Genomic DNA, 21364 nt, shown 5'->3' with positions numbered 1-21364 from the left:
CCCCGCCGGCGGCAGTATCGCCGCCCGGCAGGGCGCCGGTCGTCTGTTCTCTTTCGCGGCAGGCGGGATCCGGGCCCGGGCCCGCCGCGGGGGAGCGCTACTCGCCTCCCTGGAGGCCCTCGGCGGGCTCGTCGGCGCGCGCGCCGCGGCGGCGGGCGATCGCGTAGATGATGCTCATCGCCGCGAAGAAGATCACCCCGGCGGCGAGCGCGGTCCAGTACTGCGGCTCGGCGATCATGATCCCGAAGGTGAAGACGATGAACGCGATCGCGAAGTACTGCCCGTAGGGCCACAGCGGCACCGGGAAGCCGAGGTTTCTCTGCTCTTCCTTGCTCATCCCGCGCCGCGAGGCGACGTGGGCGAGGAGAATCATCAGCCACACGAAGACCGTCGCGAACGTCGCGAGCGCAGCGACCAGGGTGAAGACCCGGTCGGGCAGCGCGGCGTTGAGGACGACGCCGATGACGAGGATCCCGATGAGCGCGCCGACGGTGAAGACCGGCACCCCCGCCTTCGAGGTGCGCGCCAGCGGCTTCGGCGCGAGGCGCTCCCTGGCCATGCCGGCGAGCACCCGGCCGGCGCCGAAGAGGTCCGAGTTGATCGCGGAGAGCGCCGCGGAGATCACCACGACGTTGAGCAGCGCCGCCGCCCAGTCCACGCCGAGCTGCGAGAAGATCTGCACGAACGGGGACTCCTCGCCGTCGACGGTGCGCCACGGGTTGAGCATGAGGATGACGAGGATCGAGCCCACGTAGAACAGCAGGATGCGCAGCGGCACCGTGTTGATCGCCTTGGGGATAGCCCGGTCGGGGTCCTCGGCCTCGGCGCCGGCGACGCCGATGATCTCCGTGCCGCCGAACGCGAAGAGCACGAGGATGAACGCGGAGATCATCCCGCCGATCCCGTTGGGGAAGAAGCCCCCGTCGTTCCACAGGTTGTCGATGCCCGTCTGCTCCGGGTTGGTGCCGAGGTTGAACGCGAGGATCGCCGCGCCGCCGAGGATCATCCCGATCACCGCGGTGACCTTGACGATCGTGAACGCGAACTCGAGCTCGCCGAACCACCGCACCGAGGCGAGGTTCGCGGCGCCCACGACGAGCAGCGTGACCGCCACCCACACCCACTGCGGGGTGTCGGGGAACCAGAAGCGCATGTAGATCGCGATCGCTGTGAGGTCAGCGAGGCACACGATGAGCATCTCGAAGGCGTACATCCAGCCGGTGATGTAGCCCGACCACGGGCCCAGGTAGTGGCGGGTGTACGCGGAGAACGAGCCCGAGATCGGGTGGCGCACGCTCATCTCCCCGAGCGCGCGGAGCATGAGGTAGACCACCGCGCCGGCGAGCAGGTAGACGAGCAGCACCGCGGGGCCGGCGGCCTGGATGGCCTCCGCGGAGCCGTAGAACAGCCCCGTGCCGATCGCGGAGCCGAGCGCGATGAAGTTGAGATGCCTGGTTTTCAGCCCCCGCGCCTGGCGCGGGGGCGCGGCGGCGCCGCGTGGCGTCATTGTGGAGTCCTCCTTGCTTGCCCGCGCGGGGAGAGGTGGCCGCGCCGGCGGCCGGCCGGGCGGCGTTCGGGCACATCACACTCTAGCGGCGCAGGTGAGCTAGCCCGCCCCGGGGGCGAGCGGCGGGGGCGGTGAAACTAAACCCCACTCAAAGTGAACCGCTTGGTCTACTATGCGGGCTAACGCCCCGCCGGAATCGGGCGGGGAGCAGGCACGAGGCGGCCCGCCGAGTAGGGCCGACGACGACTTCTTCTATTTGAGGACACCGCTTATGACCGATCACTCCCAGCACGGAAACCGCGCCGACGCCGGCACCGCCGCGCGTCGGGTCGCGGCACTCGACCAGGCGCTTCAGGCCCGGGCCACGCCGCAGGGCTTCGACACGGCGGCGATCCACGCGGGCTACCGCCCGGACGGGCAGACCGGGGCGATCAACGTGCCCATCTACGCGTCGACGACGTACGCGCAGGACGACGTCGCCTGTCTGCGGGGCGGCTACGAGTATGCCCGCGTCGGAAACCCCACAGTCACCGCCCTCGAGCAGGTTGTCGCCCGCCTCGAGGGCGGCCTTTTTGCCCGGGCGTTCGCCTCCGGGATGGCCGCGACCGACACGCTGCTGCGCGCGCTGCTCCGCCCCGGCGGGCACGTGGTCTTGGGCAACGACGTCTACGGCGGCACGTTCCGGCTGCTCGACACGTCGCTCAAGGACTGGGGCGTGCGCTACAGCGTCGTCGACACCGCCGACGCCGCGCAGGTGAAGGCCGCGATCGAGGAGGACACGAGGGTCGTCTGGCTCGAGACGCCGAGCAACCCGCTGCTCGCGGTGACGGACATCCAGGCGGTCGTCGCGGCCGCGCGGGGCAGCGGCGCCGCCGTCGTCGTGGACAACACCTTCGCCACCCCGTATCTGCAGCGGCCCCTGGAGTTCGGCGCGGACGTCGTCGTGCACTCCGCGACGAAGTACTTAGGCGGCCACTCGGACGTGCTCGGCGGGCTCGTGGTCACCAGCGACGAGGCGCTCGACGAGAAGCTGCTCTTCCTCCAGGGCGGGGTGGGTGCGGTGCCCTCCCCGTTCGAGGCGTACCTCGCGTACCGGGGCATCAAGACCCTCGGGGTGCGGATGGACCGCCACAGCCACAACGCCCGGGCGCTCGCGGAGTACTTCGCCTCCCGCCCGGAGGTCGCGACCGTGCACTACCCGGGGCTCGAGTCCCACCCGGGCCACGAGGTCGCCGAGCGGCAGATGGCGGACTTCGGCGGGATGATCTCCATCGAGCTCGCCGGCGGCGAGGAAGCCGCCCTGGAGTTCTGTCGCTCAACGCGGCTGTTCTGTTTGGCGGAGTCCCTCGGCGGGGTGGAGTCGCTCCTCGAGCACCCCGCCCGTATGACGCACCAGTCGGCGGCGAACTCGCCGCTCGAGATCGGGCCCGGCCTTGTGCGCCTCAGCGTCGGCATCGAGAACCTCGAGGACCTGCTCGCCGACGTGGAGCAGGCCCTCAACCGGGTGGGCTCCGCCACCCGGCTGCGCGCCTAGCCGACAACCGTCCCGCGCCGCCCGGCCCGAGGCACCTAGTCTTCGGCCCTATCGGCGGCCGCGCGCAGCACGTCGAGCGCGCTGGTGGCGGCGGCGTCGGTCTCCCGAAGGAACTTCGGATCCGTGCCCGGGAACGGGGAGATCGTCGTGTCCGCCCACTGGTCCGAGGTGGGGATGCCGAGCAGGTGGAGCCTCGGGTCGAGCGTCCCGTCGGCGCGCACGACGCGCCTCGTGACTCCCTCGACCTCAGGCGAGGAGCCCGGCAGCGCCCGGCCGTCGGAGGCGGGGTGGGCGAAGGGCCGCACCCGGCCCGACTCGACGAGCCCCTCGGTGAGCGGGTCGCCGGGGTGGGCGATGGAGGGCTGGTGGAGCCACGCGTCGACGAGGGTCGTCGAGGAGACCGTCTCGCCCTCGGGGAGGGTGTCGCTGCCGAGCGCGAAGCCGTCGCCGGTGGCCTTGAGGCGGGTGCCGGCGCCGACGAAGCCGACGATGCCCGCCTCGACGAGGGCGAGGAGCTCACGGGAGCGGAAGAGCGGCGGCCCGGAGCCGACCATCCCGCCGAGCGCCATGAAGGAGTGGAAGCTGCCGCGGCGCGACTCGGCGGTGTAGCGGCCGTCCTCGCCGAGGATCGCGGCGGGCTTGCGGGCCGAGGAGATCGACCACAGGCCCGCCTTGAGCGCCGAGTCGCGGCCCTTGGCCGCCTCGTCGATGTCGCGGGCGAGCCACTTAGCGACCTGGTCGGTGATCTCCTCGACGGTGCCGGTGAACCCGGAGAGCGGCTCGAACCAGTCGGCCGGCCAGAACTCCGAGCCCGGGTCGGCGAGGTGCCCGCGCAGCCTGCCGCGGAGCTCCTCGAGGGGCAGCGAGTCGATGTCGGCGACGACCTCCGCGAGCGGGGCGTTAAGCGCCCCCGGGTCGAGCTCCGCGAGGCGCTCGACGAACGCGGCGAGCGCGTCGCGCAGGATCGCGGGCCATACCTGGGTGGTGAAGTCGATCTCCCCGCGGCCCGCGCCGGAGAGCTCCTCGATGACGCGCTTCAGGCGGGGCATCTCCGCGTTGGGCGGCAGGGAGCGGTAGTCGGATTTCGGGAGGAAGGGGTAGCCGCGCCGCGAGCCGGCGACGATGCGCGGCTCCCGGCCCGAGGGCTCGTAGCGCAGCCCCGCGGGCGAGGACTCGTCCTCGACGTGGCGCCCGCCGCGGCCCACGGTAAGAAGCGTGACGGCGTCGAAGAAGCCCATGCCGAGCCCCCGGACGAGGACCGTCTCCCCGGCGGACACCGCCTCGAAGCCCTGGTCGATGGGGTTGCCGGGGCGGACCCACGTCGCCTGCCCGGACTCGGCGGCGCGCCCGAGGTGATCCTCCTCGGGGTTCGCGGCGGGCGTGAGCCAGCCCTGGGCGAGCACCACCGCGTCGGCGGTGATTTCCCCGCCGCCGGCGAGCCGCACGACGTCGCGCTCGCCTCGCTCCTCGACGGCGACGACGCGGTCGGTGTGGACGTGGAGCTCAAGCTCCGGGTCGAGGTGGCCCGCGGTGAGCTCGAAGACCCAGCGCAGGTAGTCGCCGTAGAGCCCGCGCGAGGGGTTCGAGTAGTCCTCGGTGCGGGCGATCTCCTCGCGGTAGTCCTCGACGACTGTCGGGTCGACGGGCTGGCGGGCGAACGTCTCGCGGTGCGCCTCGGGGATGTCGGCGGTGGTCTCCCGCTCCCCGCCGGGCAGGTGGGCGACGTCGAACTCCTCGCGGATGAGCCGGATCCACTCGTGCATGGTGGGGCCCTCGACGACCGGCTGGGTGGTCGTCGAGCCGGGCTCGGTGAAGAGGGTGACCGCGCCGGCGAGCGTGTTCATGCACAGGGTGTGGGTCTGGTCGGTGCGCCACACCCGGCCCGCGCCGGGCTGCACGTCGTCGATGAGGTGCACGGTCGCCTCAAGGCCGGCGAGCCCCGCGGAGACGCGCTCGAGAACGGAGATGCCGCGTGGCCCCCCGCCGACGATGACGAGGGTGGGGCGGCTCGGCTGGCTAGTCATGGCAGTCAGCTTACAGCCGCCTGAAAATAGACCGCAGTGAACGGTCTTGATAGACCGGATAGTCTGTACTACAACTACCGGCATGCTGAGATCCGAGTCGGCGCGGGCGGCCGTGGCCATCACCGCCGCGGGGTCCCTTCTCGCGGGCGGCTGCGCCGCCCCCGACGAGGGGTCTGGAGCGGTGGCGATCACCTACCTCGAGCCGCAGTTCTTCAGGACGCTCTACCCGCCGGAGGCGGGCTTCTACCCCAACGGTGCGGTCGTCAACAACATCGCCGACCGGCTGCTCTACCAGGACCCGGAGACCCTCGAGCTGCACCCGTGGCTCGCGACCGACCTCCCGGAGGTCAACGACGACGCCACCGAGTTCACCTTCACGATTAGGGACGACGTGACGTTCTCCGACGGGTCGCCGCTCACGCCCGAGACGGTCGTGAAGAACTTCGACCTCTTCGCCGACGGCGACGACTCGCGCACCCTGTCCGGCTCGGAGCAGATCACCAACTACTCCCACGGCGAGGTCCTCGACGACCACACCGTGCGCTTCCACTTCGACAAGCCGGAGCCGGGCTTCGTGCAGGCGACGAGCTCGTTCAACGCGGGCATCCTCTCCGACGAGACGCTCGACTTCGACAGCGAGGGCTTCGGGCCGGGCAACGCCACCAACGTCGTGGCCACCGGCCCGTTCGTCGTCGCCGAGGAGGACCTGGGCACCCGCCTCGTTTTGCGTGCCCGCGACGACTACGACTGGGCGCCCGAGGCCCGCGACCACTCCGGCCGCCCGGAGATCGACGAGGTGCACTACGTGTTCGCCGCCGAGGACTCCGTGCGCGTCGGGGCGGTGCGCTCCGGGCAGGCGGACATCGCCCGGGAGATCCCCGCTCCCGAGGAGCCGCTGCTCGAGGAGTACGGGGTCGACGTGCAGGCCTACGGCACCAACGGGATGAACAACCAGATCGCCTTCCGCTTCACCCACCCGAAGCTGCAGGACATCAGGGTGCGCCGCGCTCTCATCGCCGCGATCGACCGCGAGGAGGTGCTCTACACGCTCTTCTCGGACTCCTACCCGCTCGCCGCGTCCGCCATGGCGCGCACCGCCGCCGGCTACAAGGAGCAGGAAGGCGCCTATACCTACGACCCGGAGCTCGCCGAGCGGCTCCTCGACGAGGCCGGCTGGACCAGGCAGGGCGGCGGCCTGCGCGAGAAGGACGGCGAGACCCTCGAGTTCACCATCAACGAGGCGCTGCCCCAGCCCCGCTCCCGGGAGGTCGTCACGAAGATCCAGGAGCAGCTCGCCCGCATCGGGGTGGGCCTCCACCTCAACCCGGGCGACCAGGCCGCCCAGGACTCCGACTCGAAGGACAAGGAGAAGATCCAGCTGCGCCACACCATGGTCGGCCGCGCCGACTTCGACGTCATCGTCTCGCTCTACCACCGGGACAAGAGAAACGCCCTGCTCAACGACGCGGACGGCGGCGACGAGCCCGCCGACCCGGAGCTCCAGCGCCTCCTCGAGGCCGTCACCGCGGAGCCGGACCTCGAGCGCCGCGCCGAGATCACCGGAAAGGTCCAGGACCACCTCACGGAGAACGCCTACATCCTCCCGCTCTTCGAGGAGCCGGTCGTCTACGCGGTCGCGCCGGGCATCGAGGGATTAAGCGACGAGTCAATCGGCCGGCCCAACTTCTACGAGGTCACCGTCGACGAGGCCGAAAGGAGCGCGCAGTGACCGCGCGGGCCGCGTGGCGGCGGGTGGGGCAGTCGCTCGTCGTCCTGATCGCGGCGTTCACGCTCGCGTTCGTGCTGCTCCACGCGCTGCCCTCGGACGCGGTGACCGCGCGCTTCGGCTCCGACGAGCTGGGCTTAAGCGACGCGGAGCTCGAGGAGATCCGCCGCTCGATGGGCCTCGACCGGCCGGTCGTCGTGCAGTTCTTCGTGACGCTTGTCGGGTTCCTCACCGGCGACTGGGGCTACTCGGTGCAGACCGGCACCCAGGTCACCACGCTGTTGGCGGAGAACCTGCCCGCCACGCTCGCGCTCGCGGGGCTCGCGTTCGTCGTGGCGGTGGCGCTGGCGCTCGGGCTCACGCTCGCGGCGGCGCTGCCCCAGGCCGCGTGGCTGCGCTCCGCGGCGCGCGCCCTGCCGCCGCTCGTGGTGTCGGTGCCGCTGTTCCTCATCGCGATCGTGCTCATCCAGGTGCTGTCCTTCCAGCTCGGCTGGGTGCCGGTCATCAACCCCGAGCCGTGGCAGCGCTACCTCATGCCCACCGTCGCTCTCAGCCTGCCGATCGCCGGTCCGCTGGCGCAGGTGTTCATCCGCTCCGTCGACGAGGTCTACCGCGAGCCGCACGTCGCGGTGACCCGTGCCCGCGGCGCGGGCCGGGCCTGGCTGTTCTTCCGCTCGGTGGCGCGCGCCGCGCTCCTGCCCGCGGTGACCATGGCCGGCCTGCTCTTCGGGGAGCTCGTCGGCGGCACCGTCGTCGTCGAGGAGGTCTTCGGCATCGACGGGGTGGGCCGCCTCACCGTCGAGGCGGTCGCCAACCGCGACACCCCGGTCCTCATGGCGGTGGTCGTCATCGCCGCCTTCGCCTACATCGTCATCAACCTCGTCGTCGACCTGCTCTACCCGCTGCTTGACGCGAGGGTGAGGAGGCCGAGCACCCTATGACCGCACTCCTTCACGCCGCCCGCCCCGGCCGCGGCCGCGCCACCTCCCGCGGGGCCCGCGGCCTCGCCCGGGGCATCGGGGGCGGGGCCGGCACGGCCGTCGCCGCCGCGGTGCTTATCGTCGCGCTCGCCGCGGCGCTCGCCCCGGGGCTGTTTACCAGCCAGGACCCCACGGTCGGCAGCCACGAGCCGCTCGCCGCGCCGAGCCTGGAGAACTGGTTCGGCACCGACGCCGTGGGCCGCGACCTCTACACCCGCGTCGTCTACGGGGCGCGCGAGTCGCTGCTCGGCGCAGTCACCGCCGTCGCCGTGGGGCTTGTCGCCGGCACCCTGCTCGGCGCTGTCGCCGGCAGCGCGCGGGGCTGGGTCGACGCGGTGATCATGCGCGCGGTCGACGTGCTGCTCGCCGTGCCCTCCCTGCTTCTTAGCTTGAGCGTCATCATCCTGCTCGGCTTCGGGACGTGGAACGCGGCGCTCGCCGTGGGCGTGACGTCGGTGGCGACGTTCGCCAGGCTCGCGCGCTCCCAGGTGCTGGGTGTGGCGGCGAGCGACTTCGTCGAGGCCGCCTACGGCTCCGGGGCGAGCAGGGGGCAGGTGCTTGTCCGCCACATCCTGCCCAACTCGCTCGCCCCGGTCATCGGGCTCGCCGCCGTGCAGTTCGGCTCGGCGCTGCTGCAGCTCGCGACCCTGGGCTTCCTCGGCTACGGCGCGCCGCCGCCCACGCCCGAGTGGGGGCTGCTCATCGCCGAGGCCCGCGACCACATCGCGACCGCGTGGTGGCTGACGATCCTGCCCGGGCTCGTCATTGTCGCCGTCGTCGTCGCCGCCAACCACTTGAGCCAGCGGATCCAGGAGGGCTACCGATGAGCGACGCGACCGATCAGCCCCTGCTCGAGATCGACGACCTCACCGTCACCTACCGCACCCGCGGCGGCGAGATCACCGCGGTGCGCGGCGCGAGCGCCACCGTGGCGCGCGGGCAGCTCACCGCGATCGTCGGGGAGTCCGGCTCCGGGAAGTCGACGACCGCCAGGGCCGCGACGGGGCTGCTTGCGCCCAACGCGACGATCGCCGGCGGCGCGATCCGCCTCGAGGGCCGGGACGTCACGCGGCTGCCGGAGAAGCAGTGGCGCAGGCTGCGCGGACCGGTCGTGGGCCTCATCCCGCAGGACCCGAACAACTCGCTCAACCCGGTGCGCACCATCGGCGACTCGGTGGGCGAGGCGCTCGCCCTGCACACCGATTTAAGCCGCCGGCAGCGCCTCGAACGAGTCGTCGAGCTGCTCGGCGAGGTGGGCATCGACGACCCGAAGCGCCGCGCCGCCCAGTACCCGCACGAGCTCTCCGGGGGCATGAAGCAGCGCGCGCTCATCGCCGGCGCGGTGGCGCTCGACCCGGCGCTGCTCATCGCCGACGAGGCGACCTCCGCGCTCGACGTCACGGTGCAGCGCACGATCCTCGACCTGCTCGACCGGATGCGCGAGCGCCTCGGGGTGGGCATCCTCTTCATCACCCACGACCTCGCCGTGGCGGGGGACCGCGCGGACCGCATCGCGGTCATGCACGAGGGCCGCGTCGTCGAGTCGGGCGTCGCGCAGCGCGTGCTCACCGACCCGGAGGACGACTACTCGCGCCGGCTGCTCGCCGACGCGCCCTCGCTCGCGGTCGACCGGCCGGCAAAGGGCACCCCGCCCGAGGCTGAGGGCGAGCCGCTGCTGAAGGTTTCCGGGTTGGAGCAGCGCTTCGGGGACTTCCAGGCGCTCGGCGGGGTCTCCCTCGAGGTGCCAAGGGGCCACACCCACGCGGTGGTGGGGGAGTCCGGCTCGGGGAAGTCGACGCTAGCCCGGGCGGTCGCGGGCTTTAGGCGCCCCACCGCGGGCTCGGTACAGATCGGGGATACCGAGGTCACCGGCCTCGATCGGGCGGGGCTGCGGAGCCTGCGCGGCCGGGTGCAGCTCGTCTACCAGAACCCGTACTCCTCGCTCGACCCGAGGCAGCGGATCGGCCACATCGTCGCGGAGCCGCTGCGCAACCTGAAGGGCCTGGGCAAGAGGGAGGCGCTGGCGCGCGCCGGGGAGGCCCTCGAGCAGGTCGCGCTCGACCCGGCGCTCGCGTCGCGCCGCCCGGGGGAGCTCTCCGGCGGGCAGCGCCAGCGCGTCGCGATCGCGCGGGCGATCGTCGTGGAGCCCGAGCTCATCGTCTTCGACGAGGCGGTCTCCGCCCTGGACGTCACGGTGCAGGCGCAGATCCTTAAGCTGCTGGGCCGGCTCAACCGGGAGCTCGGGTTGACCTCGCTGTTCATCTCGCACGACTTGGCGGTGGTGCGCGACATCGCCGATAGCGTCACCGTCATGCACCGGGGCCGCGCCGTCGAACAGGGCCCCGTCGAGGAGGTCTTCGGTAACCCGTCCTCGCCGCACACGTCTCTGTTGCTCGAGGCGATCCCCGGGGCGCGGTACCGTAGTGGGGGCCTGAACCTCGGCCTCTAGGAGCCGGGGCGCCCGGGCCCTGGCGGAGCCGCGGGGCCGGGCGAGCGAAGTGAGTGTGTTTAGGAAGGGAGCCGGCGAGGTGGACTTCATCAACCTGCTTGCCAACGTCAACCCGGACAGCCCGCTCGCGGGGGTGCGCCTCGAGCGGCCGGCCGCGGTCGACAACGCGCAGGAGAGCTTCTACGCGCTCATGCAGCCCGACGAGCCGGGCACGTTCAGCCACGGGGAACGCTTCGCGGTAGGCAGCTACGTCGCGACCGTTTTGCAGGTGCGCACCGCGGGCACCTACTACTCGGAGCTCATGCTCGACGTCGAGGACCGCGAGCTGCGCGACGCGGTGCTCGAGGCGGCGGAGCGCGACCGCTCGAGCGGGCCGTACGGCGTCTACCGGGAGTCGGGGCTCACCAGCGAGTCGGAGCCGGGCGGCGTCGCGGTCCACGACCCGGCCGTCTTCGGGGAGCGGCTCGCCGCCGCGCTCGACGTGGCGCACCTGCTCACCTTCCACCCGCGCGACTCGCGGCCCGAGGTGCTCGGCCGGCTCGCGCGCGGCGGCTGGGGGCTGGACGAGGCGGTGAGCCTGTATCAGCTCGTGTCCTTCCTTAATTTCCAGCTGCGCGTCATCCACGCGCTGCAGGTCATCAACGGCCAGCCCGAGGTCCACGAGCCCGCCCGCCTCGAGGGCGAGGAGGCCCGCTGGGGCGGCGAGGGCGGCTCGTTCGAGGTCTCTCGGCCGGACGGGATCGCCTCCCCGGAGCGGTTCGTCGCCCACCCGCTGCGCTGGGTGCCGTGGGCCGAGCCGATCCCGGAAAACGAGCTCACCGAGAAGCAGCGCGACGCGCTCGTCGAGCCGTCTCGGGCCGCGAACCCCTACTTCCGGCTGCTGGCGCGCGACCCGGACGCGCTCAAGGCGCGCACGCTCACCGACAACGACATCTTCTACAACACCGAGGGCGGCGCCGGCCGCGCCGAGCGGGAGCTCGCCGCCGCGGTCGTGTCGCGCTACAACGGCTGCACCTTCTGCGCGTCGGTGCACGCCGGCCGCGCGATCGAGGAGTCCGGCCGCGAGGACGAGGTCAAAAGCCTGCTGGAGCGCGGGGTGCGCGCCGACCTGTCGGACCCGCTGTGGAACGCGGTGCGCGACGCCGCCGTCGCGCTCACCACGAGCCCCATGCAGTTCGACGAGGACACGGTCACGAAGTTCGCGGACCTCGACGTGGATGCCACCTACGTGCTCGACATCGTCAACGCGGCGGCGTTCTTCAACTGGGCGAACCGGCTCATGCTCGGCCTCGGCGAGCCCGAGGTGCCCCGGCCCTACCGCGACCAGTAGCGCCGCGGACCCACGTGACGGACGCGAAGGGCCGCTACCTCAAGGCCGCGCGCGGCAGCGCCGCGGCGATCATGGCCCGCTACTCGACGAGCTTCGGGCTCGCCGCGAGGCTCAGCGGGCGGCGCATCGGCGGGGACCTCGCCTGCCTGTACGCGGTGGTGCGCGTCGCCGACGAGATCGTCGACGGCGCCGCGCCCGAAGAAGAGCGCGCCGCGCTGCTTAGCGACTACCGGCGCCGGGCGCTCGCCGCGCCCAGGGAGGAGTTCTCGCCCGACCCGGTGCTCCACGCCTTCGGGGAGCTCGCCCGGCGCTGCTCCTTACCCGCCGAGCCGCTCGAGGCGTTCTTTAGCTCCATGGCCCGCGACCTCGACCCGGCCCCGCTCGCCGAGGGGGAGCTCGAGGACTACGTCTACGGCTCCGCCGAGGCCGTCGGCCTGCTGTGCCTCGCGGTGTTCTTCGAGGGCCCGCCCAACGACCACGAGCTCGAGGCGGACGCGCGGCGCCTCGGGCGGGCTTTGCAGTACGTCAACTTCGTGCGCGACCTCGGGGTCGACGAGCGCGAGCTCGGCCGCAGCTACCTCGGGGCGCTCACCGACTCGGACAAGGACCGGCTGCTCGCCGAGGCGACGGGCGACCTCGAGGCGGCGCGGCTTGCCGCGGCCCGGCTGCCGCGCCGCGCGCGCGTCGGGGTGCGGGTCGCCGCCGGGCTCTACGAGGAGCTCGCGAGGCGGCTTTCGCGCCTCAGCGTCGCGGAGATCTCCCAGCGCCGGGTGAGCGTGCCCGCCGCGGCGAAGGCCCGCATCGCGGCGCGCGAGGCGTGGCTTTCGCGGGTGGCGCCGTGAGGATCTCTATCGTCGGCGCCGGGGTGGCGGGGCTTGCGGCGGCGGGGCTGCTCGCCGCCGACGGCCACGACGTCGACGTCTTCGAGGCCACCGGCGAGGTCGGCGGCCGCGCCGGGGTCCTCGAGGCAGGCGGCTTCCGCTTCGAGACCGGCCCCAGCTTCTACCTTTTGCCCGAGCTCCTCGAGCGGCTCTACCGGGAGCTGGGCACCAGCACCGAGGCCGAGCACCCGCTTTATCGCCTGGACCCGGCCTACCGGATCCTCGGCGACGGGGGAGAGACCCTCACTCTCACCACGGGCGGGGCGCCGGCGGCCTTCGAGGCCCGCGAGCCCGGCTCGGGCGCGCGGCTTGAGGCCTACCTCGAGCGCGCCGGGCGGCTGCGCAGCCTCGCGGTCGAGCACTTCCTCTACACCGCCTTCGACCGGCCCACAGACCTCCTCGCCGGGGCGCGGGCGCTCCCGCGGCTCGCGCCGGCGCTCGCAACCTCGCTCGCGGCGGCGGCCGGTCGGGTGGCCGGCGACCGGCTGCTTCGCCAGGCGCTCGAGTACCCGGCGGTGTTCCTCGCCGGGGAACCGAAGCGCGTGCCCGCGCTCTACGGGCTGCTCAGCCACGCGGACCTCGCCGAGGGGGTGTACTTCCCGGCCGGGGGATTTAGCGCGGTCGTCGCGGCCCTCGAGCGCGCCGCGCTGCGCCACGGGGCGCGCATCCACCTTCGCTGCCCGGTCGAGTCGATCGACGCCCGCGCCGGGCGGGTGCGCGGCGTGACCGTCGGCGGGGAGCGCGTCCCCGCCGACGCGGTCGTCGCCTGCGTGGACGCGCACCACGCCGAGCACGAGCTCCTTGAAGGCGCCCCGCCGGAGCACCCCGAGTCGTGGTGGCGAAGCCGCGACCCCGGCCCCGGCGCGGTCGTCGTGCTCCTGGGCTTAACGCGCGCGCTGCCCAGGCTTAGCCACCACACCTTCTGTTTCGCCTCGGACTGGCAGCGCGACTTCGACGCCGTCTACCGCGGCGCCCGCGGGCATGCTGTGGGGCTGCGCGCGCTGGGCGCCTCGGAGTCGGTGTATGTCTCCAGACCAACCGCCACGGAGCCGGGCTTCGCGCCGCCCGGCGGGGACGCCCTGTTTATCCTCGTGCCCACCCGCGCGGACCCGTCCCTCGGCCGGGGCTCCGCGTGGCGGGCCGGCCGAGGCGACCCGCGGGTCGAAAAGATCGCGGACCTCGCGGTGGGGCGGGTCTCCGCGGCGCTGGCGCGCGCGGGGCTGAGCGACGGCCCCCTCGAGCCCGAGGTCGCGGTGCGGCGCACCATCGGGCCCGGGGACTACGCCTGGCGGTTCCACCTGTGGCGCGGCGGTGCGCTGGGCCTCGCGCACACTCTTGGCCAGTCGGCGCTGCTGCGCGGCCGGCAGCGCTCCCGGCGGGCGCGGGGGCTGTACTTCGCGGGCTCGTCGACGCTGCCGGGGGTGGGCGTGCCGCTCGCGGCGGTCTCCGCGACGACGGCCCGCGAGTTCATCCGCCGCGACCAGCCGTGAGACCCCGGCCGGCGGGGCGGGCACCACGCCCGGACTTATATGTGACGTTTTATACGTTGGTGGTACCGTGGCTCCGTGGCTCAACAGCTTCCCAGCAAGACCCCGGCGTACGTCGCCATCGCCGCGGAGATCAGAGGCTGGATCGCGGGCGATGAGCTCCAGCCTGGCGACCGGCTGCCCAACGAGCGCGACCTCGTCGAGCGCTTCGGCGTGGCGCGCATGACCGTGCGCCACGCGCTCGACATCGTGCAGCTCGAGGGGCTCATCGAGCGCCGCCGCGGCCGCGGCGGGGGGACGTACGTGCGGCGCCTGCCCCCGCCCGTGGAGCTCTCCTCGGCGACGAGCCTCGTCGCGCAGCTCGAGCGGCAGGGCTGGGACGTCGACGCGCGCGCGCTGCGCGTCGAGGAGCAGGAGCCGGACTCGAAGGCGCGCGCCGCGCTGGGGCTCGCCGCCGGCGAGGAGGTCACCGCCGTCACCAGGCTCGGGGTGGTCGCCGGCATGCCCCTGTCGGTGGAGACGGTCTACCTGCCGGTCGCGATCTTCCCGCGCGCCGGGGAGCTCACCTTGACCGGGGACATGCGCGACGTGCTCGAGGACGCCTACGGGGTGGTGGCGGTCTCCAAGGAGGAGACGCTCACCGCGGCGCTGCCCGACGATGAGGCGCAGCGCCTGCTTGAGGTGCCGCGCACCCTGCCTCTGACCCGCATCGAGCGCATCGCGAGGGACTCCGACGAGCGGGCGTTGTCCTACTCGCACGGGCTGTTTCGCTCGGACGTCGCGAATATCCGGGTGCGCACCCCCACCCCGAAGCACCTGCGCTAGGCGGCCGCCGCCCCGCGGGGCGCGGACCCCGGGGCGGGGCGGCTGGGCTCCCTATTCGGCGTCGACCGAGCGGAGCCGAAGCGCCCGCTCGAGCGCGTCGCGGCGCTCGACGAGGATGCGCTTGAGCCCGTGGCTGCGCTCGGCCTCGAGGAACTCGCCGGTGCGCTCCACGGTGCGGGAGCTCACGTCCCAGCGCGGGTAGAGGCCCTCGAGCGTGGTGGTGGCCATCTCCGTGGAGAACTCGTCCCACACCCGCTGCGCCTCGTCGAAGTAGCGCGCCGCGACCCCGTCGAGGAGGGACTCCGCGCCGGGCGCGGCGAGCCCGGAGAGCGCGGCGCGCAGCTCGACGTTGGAGAGCCCGCCGGAAAAGATCTCGTCGGCGACGCGCTCCTTGACCGCTCGCTCGGGCACCGCGGCCCGGGCGGTGAGCGCCTGGCGCGCGCCGCTGGCGGTGCGGTCCTGCTCCTCGAGGCGGGCGACCTCCTGCTCGGGGGCGGTGACAGCCCCGCCGGCGATGAGCGCGGTAAGAGCCGTCCAGCGCAGGTCCGCATCCACGGTGAGCGACCCGGCCTCGCCGGCGAGCACGCCGCGGAAGTAGTCGGCGGCATCGTCGGTGAGCGGCACGCGGGCGAGCGCGCGGGCGAAGACGAGCGCGGGCTCGGGGCGCTCCCCGCGGGCGCCGGCGAGCAGCTCCCGGGCCAGCAGCTTGCGGCCCTCGCCCGCGGCCCACTCGGGCTCCGCGTAGCGGGTAAGCGCGGTGACCGCCTGGGAGAGGACCTTCTCGAGCACGGCGAGCTCGGTCTCGGCGCTCGCGCCGCGCGCGACGAGGCGCACGAAGTCGCGGGCCTTGAGCCGCCCCTCGCGGGTCGCCTCCCACGCCGCGGACCAGCACAGGGTGCGCGCCATGGGCTCGGCGATGCGGTCGATGTTCTCCAGCGCGAAGGCGGTGGAGCCCTCATCCAGCCCCATGAGGCAGTAGGTGAGGTCGTCGTCGTTGACTAGCACGAGGTCCGCGGCCTCCTCGCCGGCGAGCTCGGGCACCTCGGTGCGCCCGCCCGAAACGTCGAGCTCGACGCGACGCACCCGGTTCACGGTGTCGCCCTCGAGGCGGTAGAGGCCCACCGCGACGCGGTGCTCGCGCGGGGAGTCGGCCTCCTGGCGCACCGCGAACGAGGAGTAGCGCCCGTCCTCGAGGTTGAACTCGGGGTAGAGCCTCGAGGGCCCGGTGGTTTTCAGCCACTGCTCCGCCCAGCCGGAGAGGTCCCGCCCCGAGGCCTCCTCCAGCGAGCCGAGCAGGTCGTCGAACGTCGCGTTAGAGAACTGGTGGGCCGCGAAGTGGCGCCTCACGCCCGCGAAGAACTCCTCGCGCCCGACGTAGGCCTGCAGCTGCTTGAGCACGCTCGCGCCCTTGGCGTAGGTGATGCCGTCGAAGTTCGCCTCGACGGTCTCGATGTCGCCGGCGTCCGCGGAGATCGGGTGGGTGGTGGGAAGCTGGTCCTGCTCGTAGGCCCAGGACTTCTCGACGTTCGCGAACGTCACCCACGCCGTGTCGTACTGGGTCTCCTCCGCCTGGCTGATCGCCGACGCCCACGTCGCGAACGACTCGTTGAGCCACAGGTCGTCCCACCAGCGCATCGTCACCAGATCCCCGAACCACATGTGGGCGAGCTCGTGGAGGATCGTGTCGGCGCGGCGCTCGTAGCGGTACTGCGTCGGCGTGGAGGAGAACACGTACTCGTCGCGGATCGTCACGCAGCCGGCGTTCTCCATCGCGCCGGCGTTGAACTCCGGGACGAAGACCTGGTTGTAGACCCCGAACGGGTAGGCGAAGCCGAAGTTGCGGTGGTAGAAGTCAAAGCCCTGCTTCGTCTCGGTGAGGATGCGCTCCGCGTCGAGCGAGTCGATCAGCGACGCGCGGCAGTAGACCCCCAGCGGCACGGAGAGCTCCTTCGGCTGGCCCGCGGGCGTCTCCGGGTGGTGGGTGAGCCGGCCGCGCCACTCGTCGGTCACGCCCTGGTAGGGCCCGGCGCACAGCGCCACGAGGTACGTCGAGAGCGGGTAGTCGACCACCACCTCGTGGCGGGCCGAGTCCCCCTCGGTGGCGGTGTCGGGCTCCGCGTTGGAGATCACCCGCCAGTGCGCCGGCGCGGCGACCGAGAGCCGGTAGGTGGCCTTGATGTCGGGCTGGTCGAAGCACGCGAACATGCGCTTCGCGTCGGCGGTCTCGAACTGGGTGTAAAGATAGGTCTCCCCGTCGACCGGGTCGACGAAGCGGTGGAGCCCCTCGCCGGTGCGCGAGTACACCGCGTCCGCGTCGACGACGAGGCGGTGGTCGCCCGCCTTGAGGTTGCGCAGCGCGATGCCTTCGTCCTTCTCGTAGCAGCCCGCCTCGGTCGTGGCGAGCGCGTCGGCGGTGACGTCCACCCCGTCGAGCTCGACGAGTCGCACCCCGCGGGCGCGCAGGTCGATGAACGTCGAGCCCGCCTCGTTGACCTCGAGGTCGACGCTCGTGCGGGAGCGGAACGTGTCCGCCTCCCGGTCCGTCGCGCCCGTCAGGTCCAGGTCGATGTCGTAGTGCACCTTGCCGATGAGCGCGGCGCGCGCGGCCGCCTCCTCGCGGGTGAGGTTCGTCGAGCTCATGGGTCCTCCGGTCGTCCTTTCCTCGCTAACTCGCTTCGTCTCGCCGGGCCGTGGGCCCGGCCGGTAGCAACCGATTCTAGGCGGCGGCGCGGTCGCCGCCGGCCGCGTCGCGGGCGCTTCTGCGCCGCGCGGCTATGGTTGAGCGGGCAGACATCACACCGGCCGCCGCCGGCCCGGCAGAAGACCGGGGGCGGCGGGGACGCGAGGGGGAGGCGCGGGTGGCCAACACGGCAAGCGGCCGGCACCGCCGCACCGACGACAGCGACGAGCGCGGTCCCGTCATCGACGAGCCGGGCGCGCGGCCCCGGGCCGTCGAGCCCGAGGGCGCGGCGGGCGCCGGAAACGAGGGACCCGGCGCCGGGGAGAAAAGCCCCGAGTCCGGCCCGGGGGAGCGGCGGCGGCCCGCGGCGCGCGCCGAGCGCCTCGAGAAGCACTACGGCGAGGGCGAGGCCAAGGTCACCGCGCTCGCCGGGGTGGACGTCGAGCTCGCCGCGGGCGAGTTCACCGCGATCATGGGGCCCTCAGGCTCGGGGAAGTCGACGCTCATGCACTGCCTCGCGGGCCTCGACCGGCCGAGCTCGGGCGAGGTGTACATCGGCGAGACGCCGCTGAGCGGCATGTCCGACCGCGAGGCCACCGAGCTGCGCCGCGACCGGCTGGGCTTCATCTTCCAGTCCTTCAACCTTGTGCCCTCGCTCAGCGCCGCGGAGAACATCACCCTGCCCTCCGACATCGCGGGCCGCCGCGTGGACAAGGACTTCTTCGTCGAGGTCACCGAGCGCCTGGGACTCGCGGGCCGGCTCGACCACCGCCCCTCGGAGCTCTCCGGCGGGCAGCAGCAGCGCGTCGCGTGCGCCCGCGCGCTCGTCGCGCGCCCCGAGCTCGTCTTCGGCGACGAGCCCACCGGCAGCCTCGACTCGAACTCCTCGAAGGAGGTCTTAGGGATCCTGCGCTCCGCGGTCGACGACGACGGGCAGACCGTCGTCGTGGTCACCCACGACCCCAGCGTCGCCGCGAGGGCCGACCGGGTGCTCTTCCTCACCGACGGAAGAATCGTCGAGGAGCTCACCGAGCCCGGGCTCGAGGCGATCTCGCGGGTCATGACCGACATCGAGCGCTCCTAGGAAGGCAGGCGAGAACGCGGTGGCACTGCCGTCCCTGAAGTCCCATCCCATGCTCGCGGTGAGCCTGCGCAGCCTGTGGTCCCACAAGCTACGCATGGCGCTCACCGTCGTCGCCGTCGCGCTCGGCACGGCGTTCATCGCCGGGGCGTTCATGTTCACCGCGATGATGGCGTCGACGTTCTCGACGCTGGTGTCCGGGCAGTACGCCGGCGTCGACGTTGTCGTCGACGCCGAGGACGACCCCGCGGCCCTCGACGGGGAGGCGAGGGCCGACATCGAGGCCGACGACGAGGTCGCCGCGGCCACCGTGCTCGGCAGCCAGCCCGTCGTCGTCGGCGGCCCGGACGGCGAGACCCTCCAGACCGGCGGCGCGCAGATTGCGCCCTGGTACGGGCCCGGCGAGCGCGTCGGAACGCCGGAGACGATCACCGCGGGCGCCGCGCCCGAGGGTCCCGACGAGTACCTCCTCGGCGAGAAGGCCGCCCGCGGCGCGGGCCTCGAGGTCGGCGACGAGATCACGATCGTCGACTCGCAGGGCCCGCGCGACGGCACGGTGAGCGGGCTTATCGTTCTCGGCGAGGAGGACGATCCCGCCAACGACCAGCTCGCGGTGCGCGCCGAGGAGGGCTCCTACCTCGAGCGCTACCACCCCGGCGGGGCGCTTCCCAGGCTCTCGGTCGACCTTCACGGCGACGACCCCAACGCCGAGGCCGCCGCCCGGCGCCTCACCGACGAGCACCCGGGGCTTGAGGCCACCCCCGGTAAAGAGCTCGCCGAGGAGGAGTCCCAGCAGCTGCGCGAGGACTTAAACTTCATCAACTACTTCCTCGTCGCCTTCGGCGGCGTGGGCCTGTTGGTCGGCACGTTCCTCATCGCCAACACCTTCGCCATGACCGTCTCGCAGCGCACCCGCGAGTTCGCGCTGTTGCGTGCGCTGGGCGCCTCGAGGCGGCAGATCACCGGTTCCGTCGTCGGGGAGGCCGTCGTGCTGGGCCTCGTCGGCTCGGCGCTCGGCGTGGGGCTCGGCATCGGGCTCGTCGCTCTCATCGTCGCGGCGATGTCGGCTCTGGGCGTCGAGGGCGTCGGCGGCGGGCTGGGCATCACCGCCACGGGGCTTGTCGTGCCCGTCGTCGTCGGCGTTCTCGTGACGGTGCTCTCCGCGTGGGCGCCCGCCCGCCGCGCGGGCTCGGTGCCGCCGGTCGCGGCGATGAGCGCGTCGGCCGCGGGGGCGCGCGGCTCGCTCAAGGCCCGCACCGTCGCCGGCGCGGCGGTGCTCGCCGCCGGGGTCGCCGCCGCGGTCGTCGGGGTCGCGTGGGACTCGCTCGAGACCCGCGACCGCGCCATCGTCGTCGGTATCGGCGCGGTGGCCGTGTTCGTCGGGGTGTTCCTCGCCTCCCCGGCGGCCTCCCTGCCCGTCGTGCCGCGCATCGGGCGGGTCGTGGGCTGGCCGTTCGGGGCGATGGGCAGGCTCGCCGCGGAGAACTCCCGGCGCACCCCGACGCGCACCGCGACGACGGCGTTCGCCCTCACCCTGGGCGTGGCGCTGGTGAGCGCGATTGGGATGCTCGGCTCGTCGATGAAGGCGTCCGTCGCGACGATCCTCGACGAGCAGATCGCCTCCGACTTCATGGTTGGCACGCTCACCCCCGGCATCACGCTGCCCGCCGAGGCGGGCTGGCGCGTCGCCGGCGCCGAGGGGGTGGACTCGACGATGGAGACCGCGATGGCGCCGGTGACGGTCTCCGGGGCGGATCTCTTCGGCGAGGGGGCGCAGTTCGGGTTTTCCTACGTCGTCGACGGCGACCTCACCGAGGCGTACCCCTTCGACGTCGTCGAGGCCGCCGACGGGGCGGGGGAGAACCCGCTCGACCTGCGCGGGGAGCGCGGCGTCGTCGCCCACGAGGCCGTCGCCGAGCGACTCGGCTGGGAGGTCGGAGACGAGCTCGACGTCGCGCCCAGCCTCGGCGGGGAGGGGACGAGCGCGCCGCTGCTCGCCACGTACCGCGCCGACGAGATCTACGAGGGCTTCTTCGTCTCCCCGGCCGCCGCCGGGGAGGCCGTCGACCTCGTGTCCACCGCCCAGCTCATGCGCGTCGACGTGCACGCCGAGCCGGGCTTCGACCACGAGGCGCTGCGGGCCAACCTCGAGGACGCGGTCGAGGACCTGCTCGTCGCGCAGGTCCTCGACGCCGACGACCTAAGCGCCGAGGTCGACGCCCTCATCGACGCGCTGCTCGCGATCCTCTACGCGCTGCTCTCGCTCGCGGTGGTCATCGCGATCCTCGGGATCGTCAACACGCTCACCCTCAACGTCCTCGAGCGCCGCCAGGAGATCGGCATGATGCGCGCGGTCGGCGCGCGCCGCGGCCAGGTCGCGCTCATGGTCGTCCTCGAGGCCGTGCAGATCGCCGTGTTCGGCGCGGCGCTGGGCATCGCCGTCGGGCTCGGGCTGGGGCTCGCGTTCCTCGAGGTCATCCGCGACACCGGGCTCAACACCATCAGCGTGCCCATCGCCGCGCAGTTCGGGATCCTCGCCGCGAGCGTCGCCGTCGGCGTCGCGGCCGCCGCCTGGCCCGCGCGCCGCGCCGCGGCGATCCCGCCGCTCGACGCCATCGCCGACGACTAGCTCCCGCCCCGGACAGGCGGGAAGCCCCGTCCCGGGCGGCCCTCGGGATCCTTCGGGCGGCAACACGACCGCGCGGAAGCGGTTAACCTGGGCGCCAGCAGCCCCCGCGGCCCGGTTGACCCGGGCCGGCCGGGGTCGACGAAGCAAGACTCAGGTTACCTACGACGCGCTCCCGCCGGGCGGGCCGCCGCCCGCCGGACGCGGGGCGGATAGCTAAAGGAGTGAAGGAAG

Annotated in this window: 14 protein-coding genes; 11 read left to right on the top strand and 3 right to left on the bottom strand. The window is 73.0% G+C overall.

Annotated features, from left to right (window positions below; all coding sequences use genetic code 11):
- Positions 1-97: 97 nt before the first annotated feature.
- Complete coding sequence (locus HMPREF9719_RS02630) at positions 98-1507, bottom strand: amino acid permease (protein WP_004600421.1); 1410 nt, start codon at positions 1505-1507, stop codon at positions 98-100.
- Positions 1508-1778: 271 nt separating this feature from the next.
- On the opposite strand from HMPREF9719_RS02630, the gene HMPREF9719_RS02625 reads away from it, so the two are divergent.
- Positions 1779-3041, top strand: coding sequence for a cystathionine gamma-synthase (locus tag HMPREF9719_RS02625; RefSeq protein ID WP_004600420.1), 1263 nt, complete (start codon positions 1779-1781; stop codon positions 3039-3041).
- A 35-nt stretch (positions 3042-3076) separates the two neighbouring features.
- Here the strand turns inward: HMPREF9719_RS02625 and HMPREF9719_RS02620 are convergent, their stop codons facing one another.
- Positions 3077-5065, bottom strand: coding sequence for an FAD/NAD(P)-binding protein (locus HMPREF9719_RS02620; protein ID WP_004600419.1), 1989 nt, complete (start codon positions 5063-5065; stop codon positions 3077-3079).
- Positions 5066-5147: 82 nt separating this feature from the next.
- On the opposite strand from HMPREF9719_RS02620, the gene HMPREF9719_RS02615 reads away from it, so the two are divergent.
- The 8 genes from HMPREF9719_RS02615 to HMPREF9719_RS02580 all read left to right on the top strand — a co-directional run bounded on the left by HMPREF9719_RS02615 (position 5148) and on the right by HMPREF9719_RS02580 (position 14743).
- Positions 5148-6794 carry a TIGR04028 family ABC transporter substrate-binding protein gene (locus HMPREF9719_RS02615; RefSeq protein ID WP_004600418.1) on the top strand — a complete coding sequence of 549 codons (1647 nt, stop codon included), beginning with the start codon at positions 5148-5150 and terminating at the stop codon, positions 6792-6794.
- Positions 6791-7732, top strand: a complete 942-nt coding sequence (locus HMPREF9719_RS02610; RefSeq protein ID WP_004600417.1) for an ABC transporter permease — start codon at positions 6791-6793, stop codon at positions 7730-7732. The genes HMPREF9719_RS02615 and HMPREF9719_RS02610 overlap by 4 nt, the downstream gene beginning before the upstream one ends.
- Positions 7729-8598 (top strand): ABC transporter permease, encoded by an 870-nt coding sequence (locus HMPREF9719_RS02605; RefSeq protein ID WP_004600416.1) that lies wholly within the window; start codon positions 7729-7731, stop codon positions 8596-8598. Before HMPREF9719_RS02610 ends, HMPREF9719_RS02605 begins: the two co-directional genes overlap by 4 nt.
- Positions 8595-10220, top strand: coding sequence for a dipeptide ABC transporter ATP-binding protein (locus tag HMPREF9719_RS02600; protein WP_004600415.1), 1626 nt, complete (start codon positions 8595-8597; stop codon positions 10218-10220). The genes HMPREF9719_RS02605 and HMPREF9719_RS02600 overlap by 4 nt, the downstream gene beginning before the upstream one ends.
- A gap of 79 nt (positions 10221-10299) precedes the next feature.
- Positions 10300-11550, top strand: coding sequence for an alkylhydroperoxidase domain protein (locus tag HMPREF9719_RS02595; protein ID WP_004601746.1), 1251 nt, complete (start codon positions 10300-10302; stop codon positions 11548-11550).
- A 14-nt stretch (positions 11551-11564) separates the two neighbouring features.
- On the top strand, positions 11565-12392 hold the full coding sequence (locus HMPREF9719_RS02590) for a phytoene/squalene synthase family protein (protein WP_004600413.1): 828 nt from the start codon (positions 11565-11567) through the stop codon (positions 12390-12392).
- Positions 12389-13921 (top strand): phytoene desaturase family protein, encoded by a 1533-nt coding sequence (gene crtI, locus HMPREF9719_RS02585; protein WP_004600412.1) that lies wholly within the window; start codon positions 12389-12391, stop codon positions 13919-13921. Before HMPREF9719_RS02590 ends, crtI begins: the two co-directional genes overlap by 4 nt.
- A gap of 75 nt (positions 13922-13996) precedes the next feature.
- Complete coding sequence (locus tag HMPREF9719_RS02580) at positions 13997-14743, top strand: GntR family transcriptional regulator (RefSeq protein WP_004600411.1); 747 nt, start codon at positions 13997-13999, stop codon at positions 14741-14743.
- A 51-nt stretch (positions 14744-14794) separates the two neighbouring features.
- Here HMPREF9719_RS02580 and pepN read toward each other — a convergent pair whose 3' ends face one another.
- Positions 14795-17383 (bottom strand): aminopeptidase N, encoded by a 2589-nt coding sequence (pepN, locus tag HMPREF9719_RS02575; protein ID WP_004600410.1) that lies wholly within the window; start codon positions 17381-17383, stop codon positions 14795-14797.
- Positions 17384-17601: 218 nt separating this feature from the next.
- On the opposite strand from pepN, the gene HMPREF9719_RS02570 reads away from it, so the two are divergent.
- Together HMPREF9719_RS02570 and HMPREF9719_RS02565 are read left to right on the top strand one after the other, a co-directional pair.
- Positions 17602-18507, top strand: coding sequence for an ABC transporter ATP-binding protein (locus HMPREF9719_RS02570; RefSeq protein WP_004600409.1), 906 nt, complete (start codon positions 17602-17604; stop codon positions 18505-18507).
- Between the two features lie 19 nt (positions 18508-18526).
- On the top strand, positions 18527-21133 hold the full coding sequence (locus tag HMPREF9719_RS02565) for an ABC transporter permease (RefSeq protein WP_004600408.1): 2607 nt from the start codon (positions 18527-18529) through the stop codon (positions 21131-21133).
- Positions 21134-21364: the final 231 nt, after the last annotated feature.

This window comes from Corynebacterium otitidis ATCC 51513 (assembly GCF_000296405.1).
Classification (GTDB): domain Bacteria; phylum Actinomycetota; class Actinomycetes; order Mycobacteriales; family Mycobacteriaceae; genus Corynebacterium; species Corynebacterium otitidis.
This window is presented reverse-complemented; position numbering and strand designations above follow the sequence as displayed.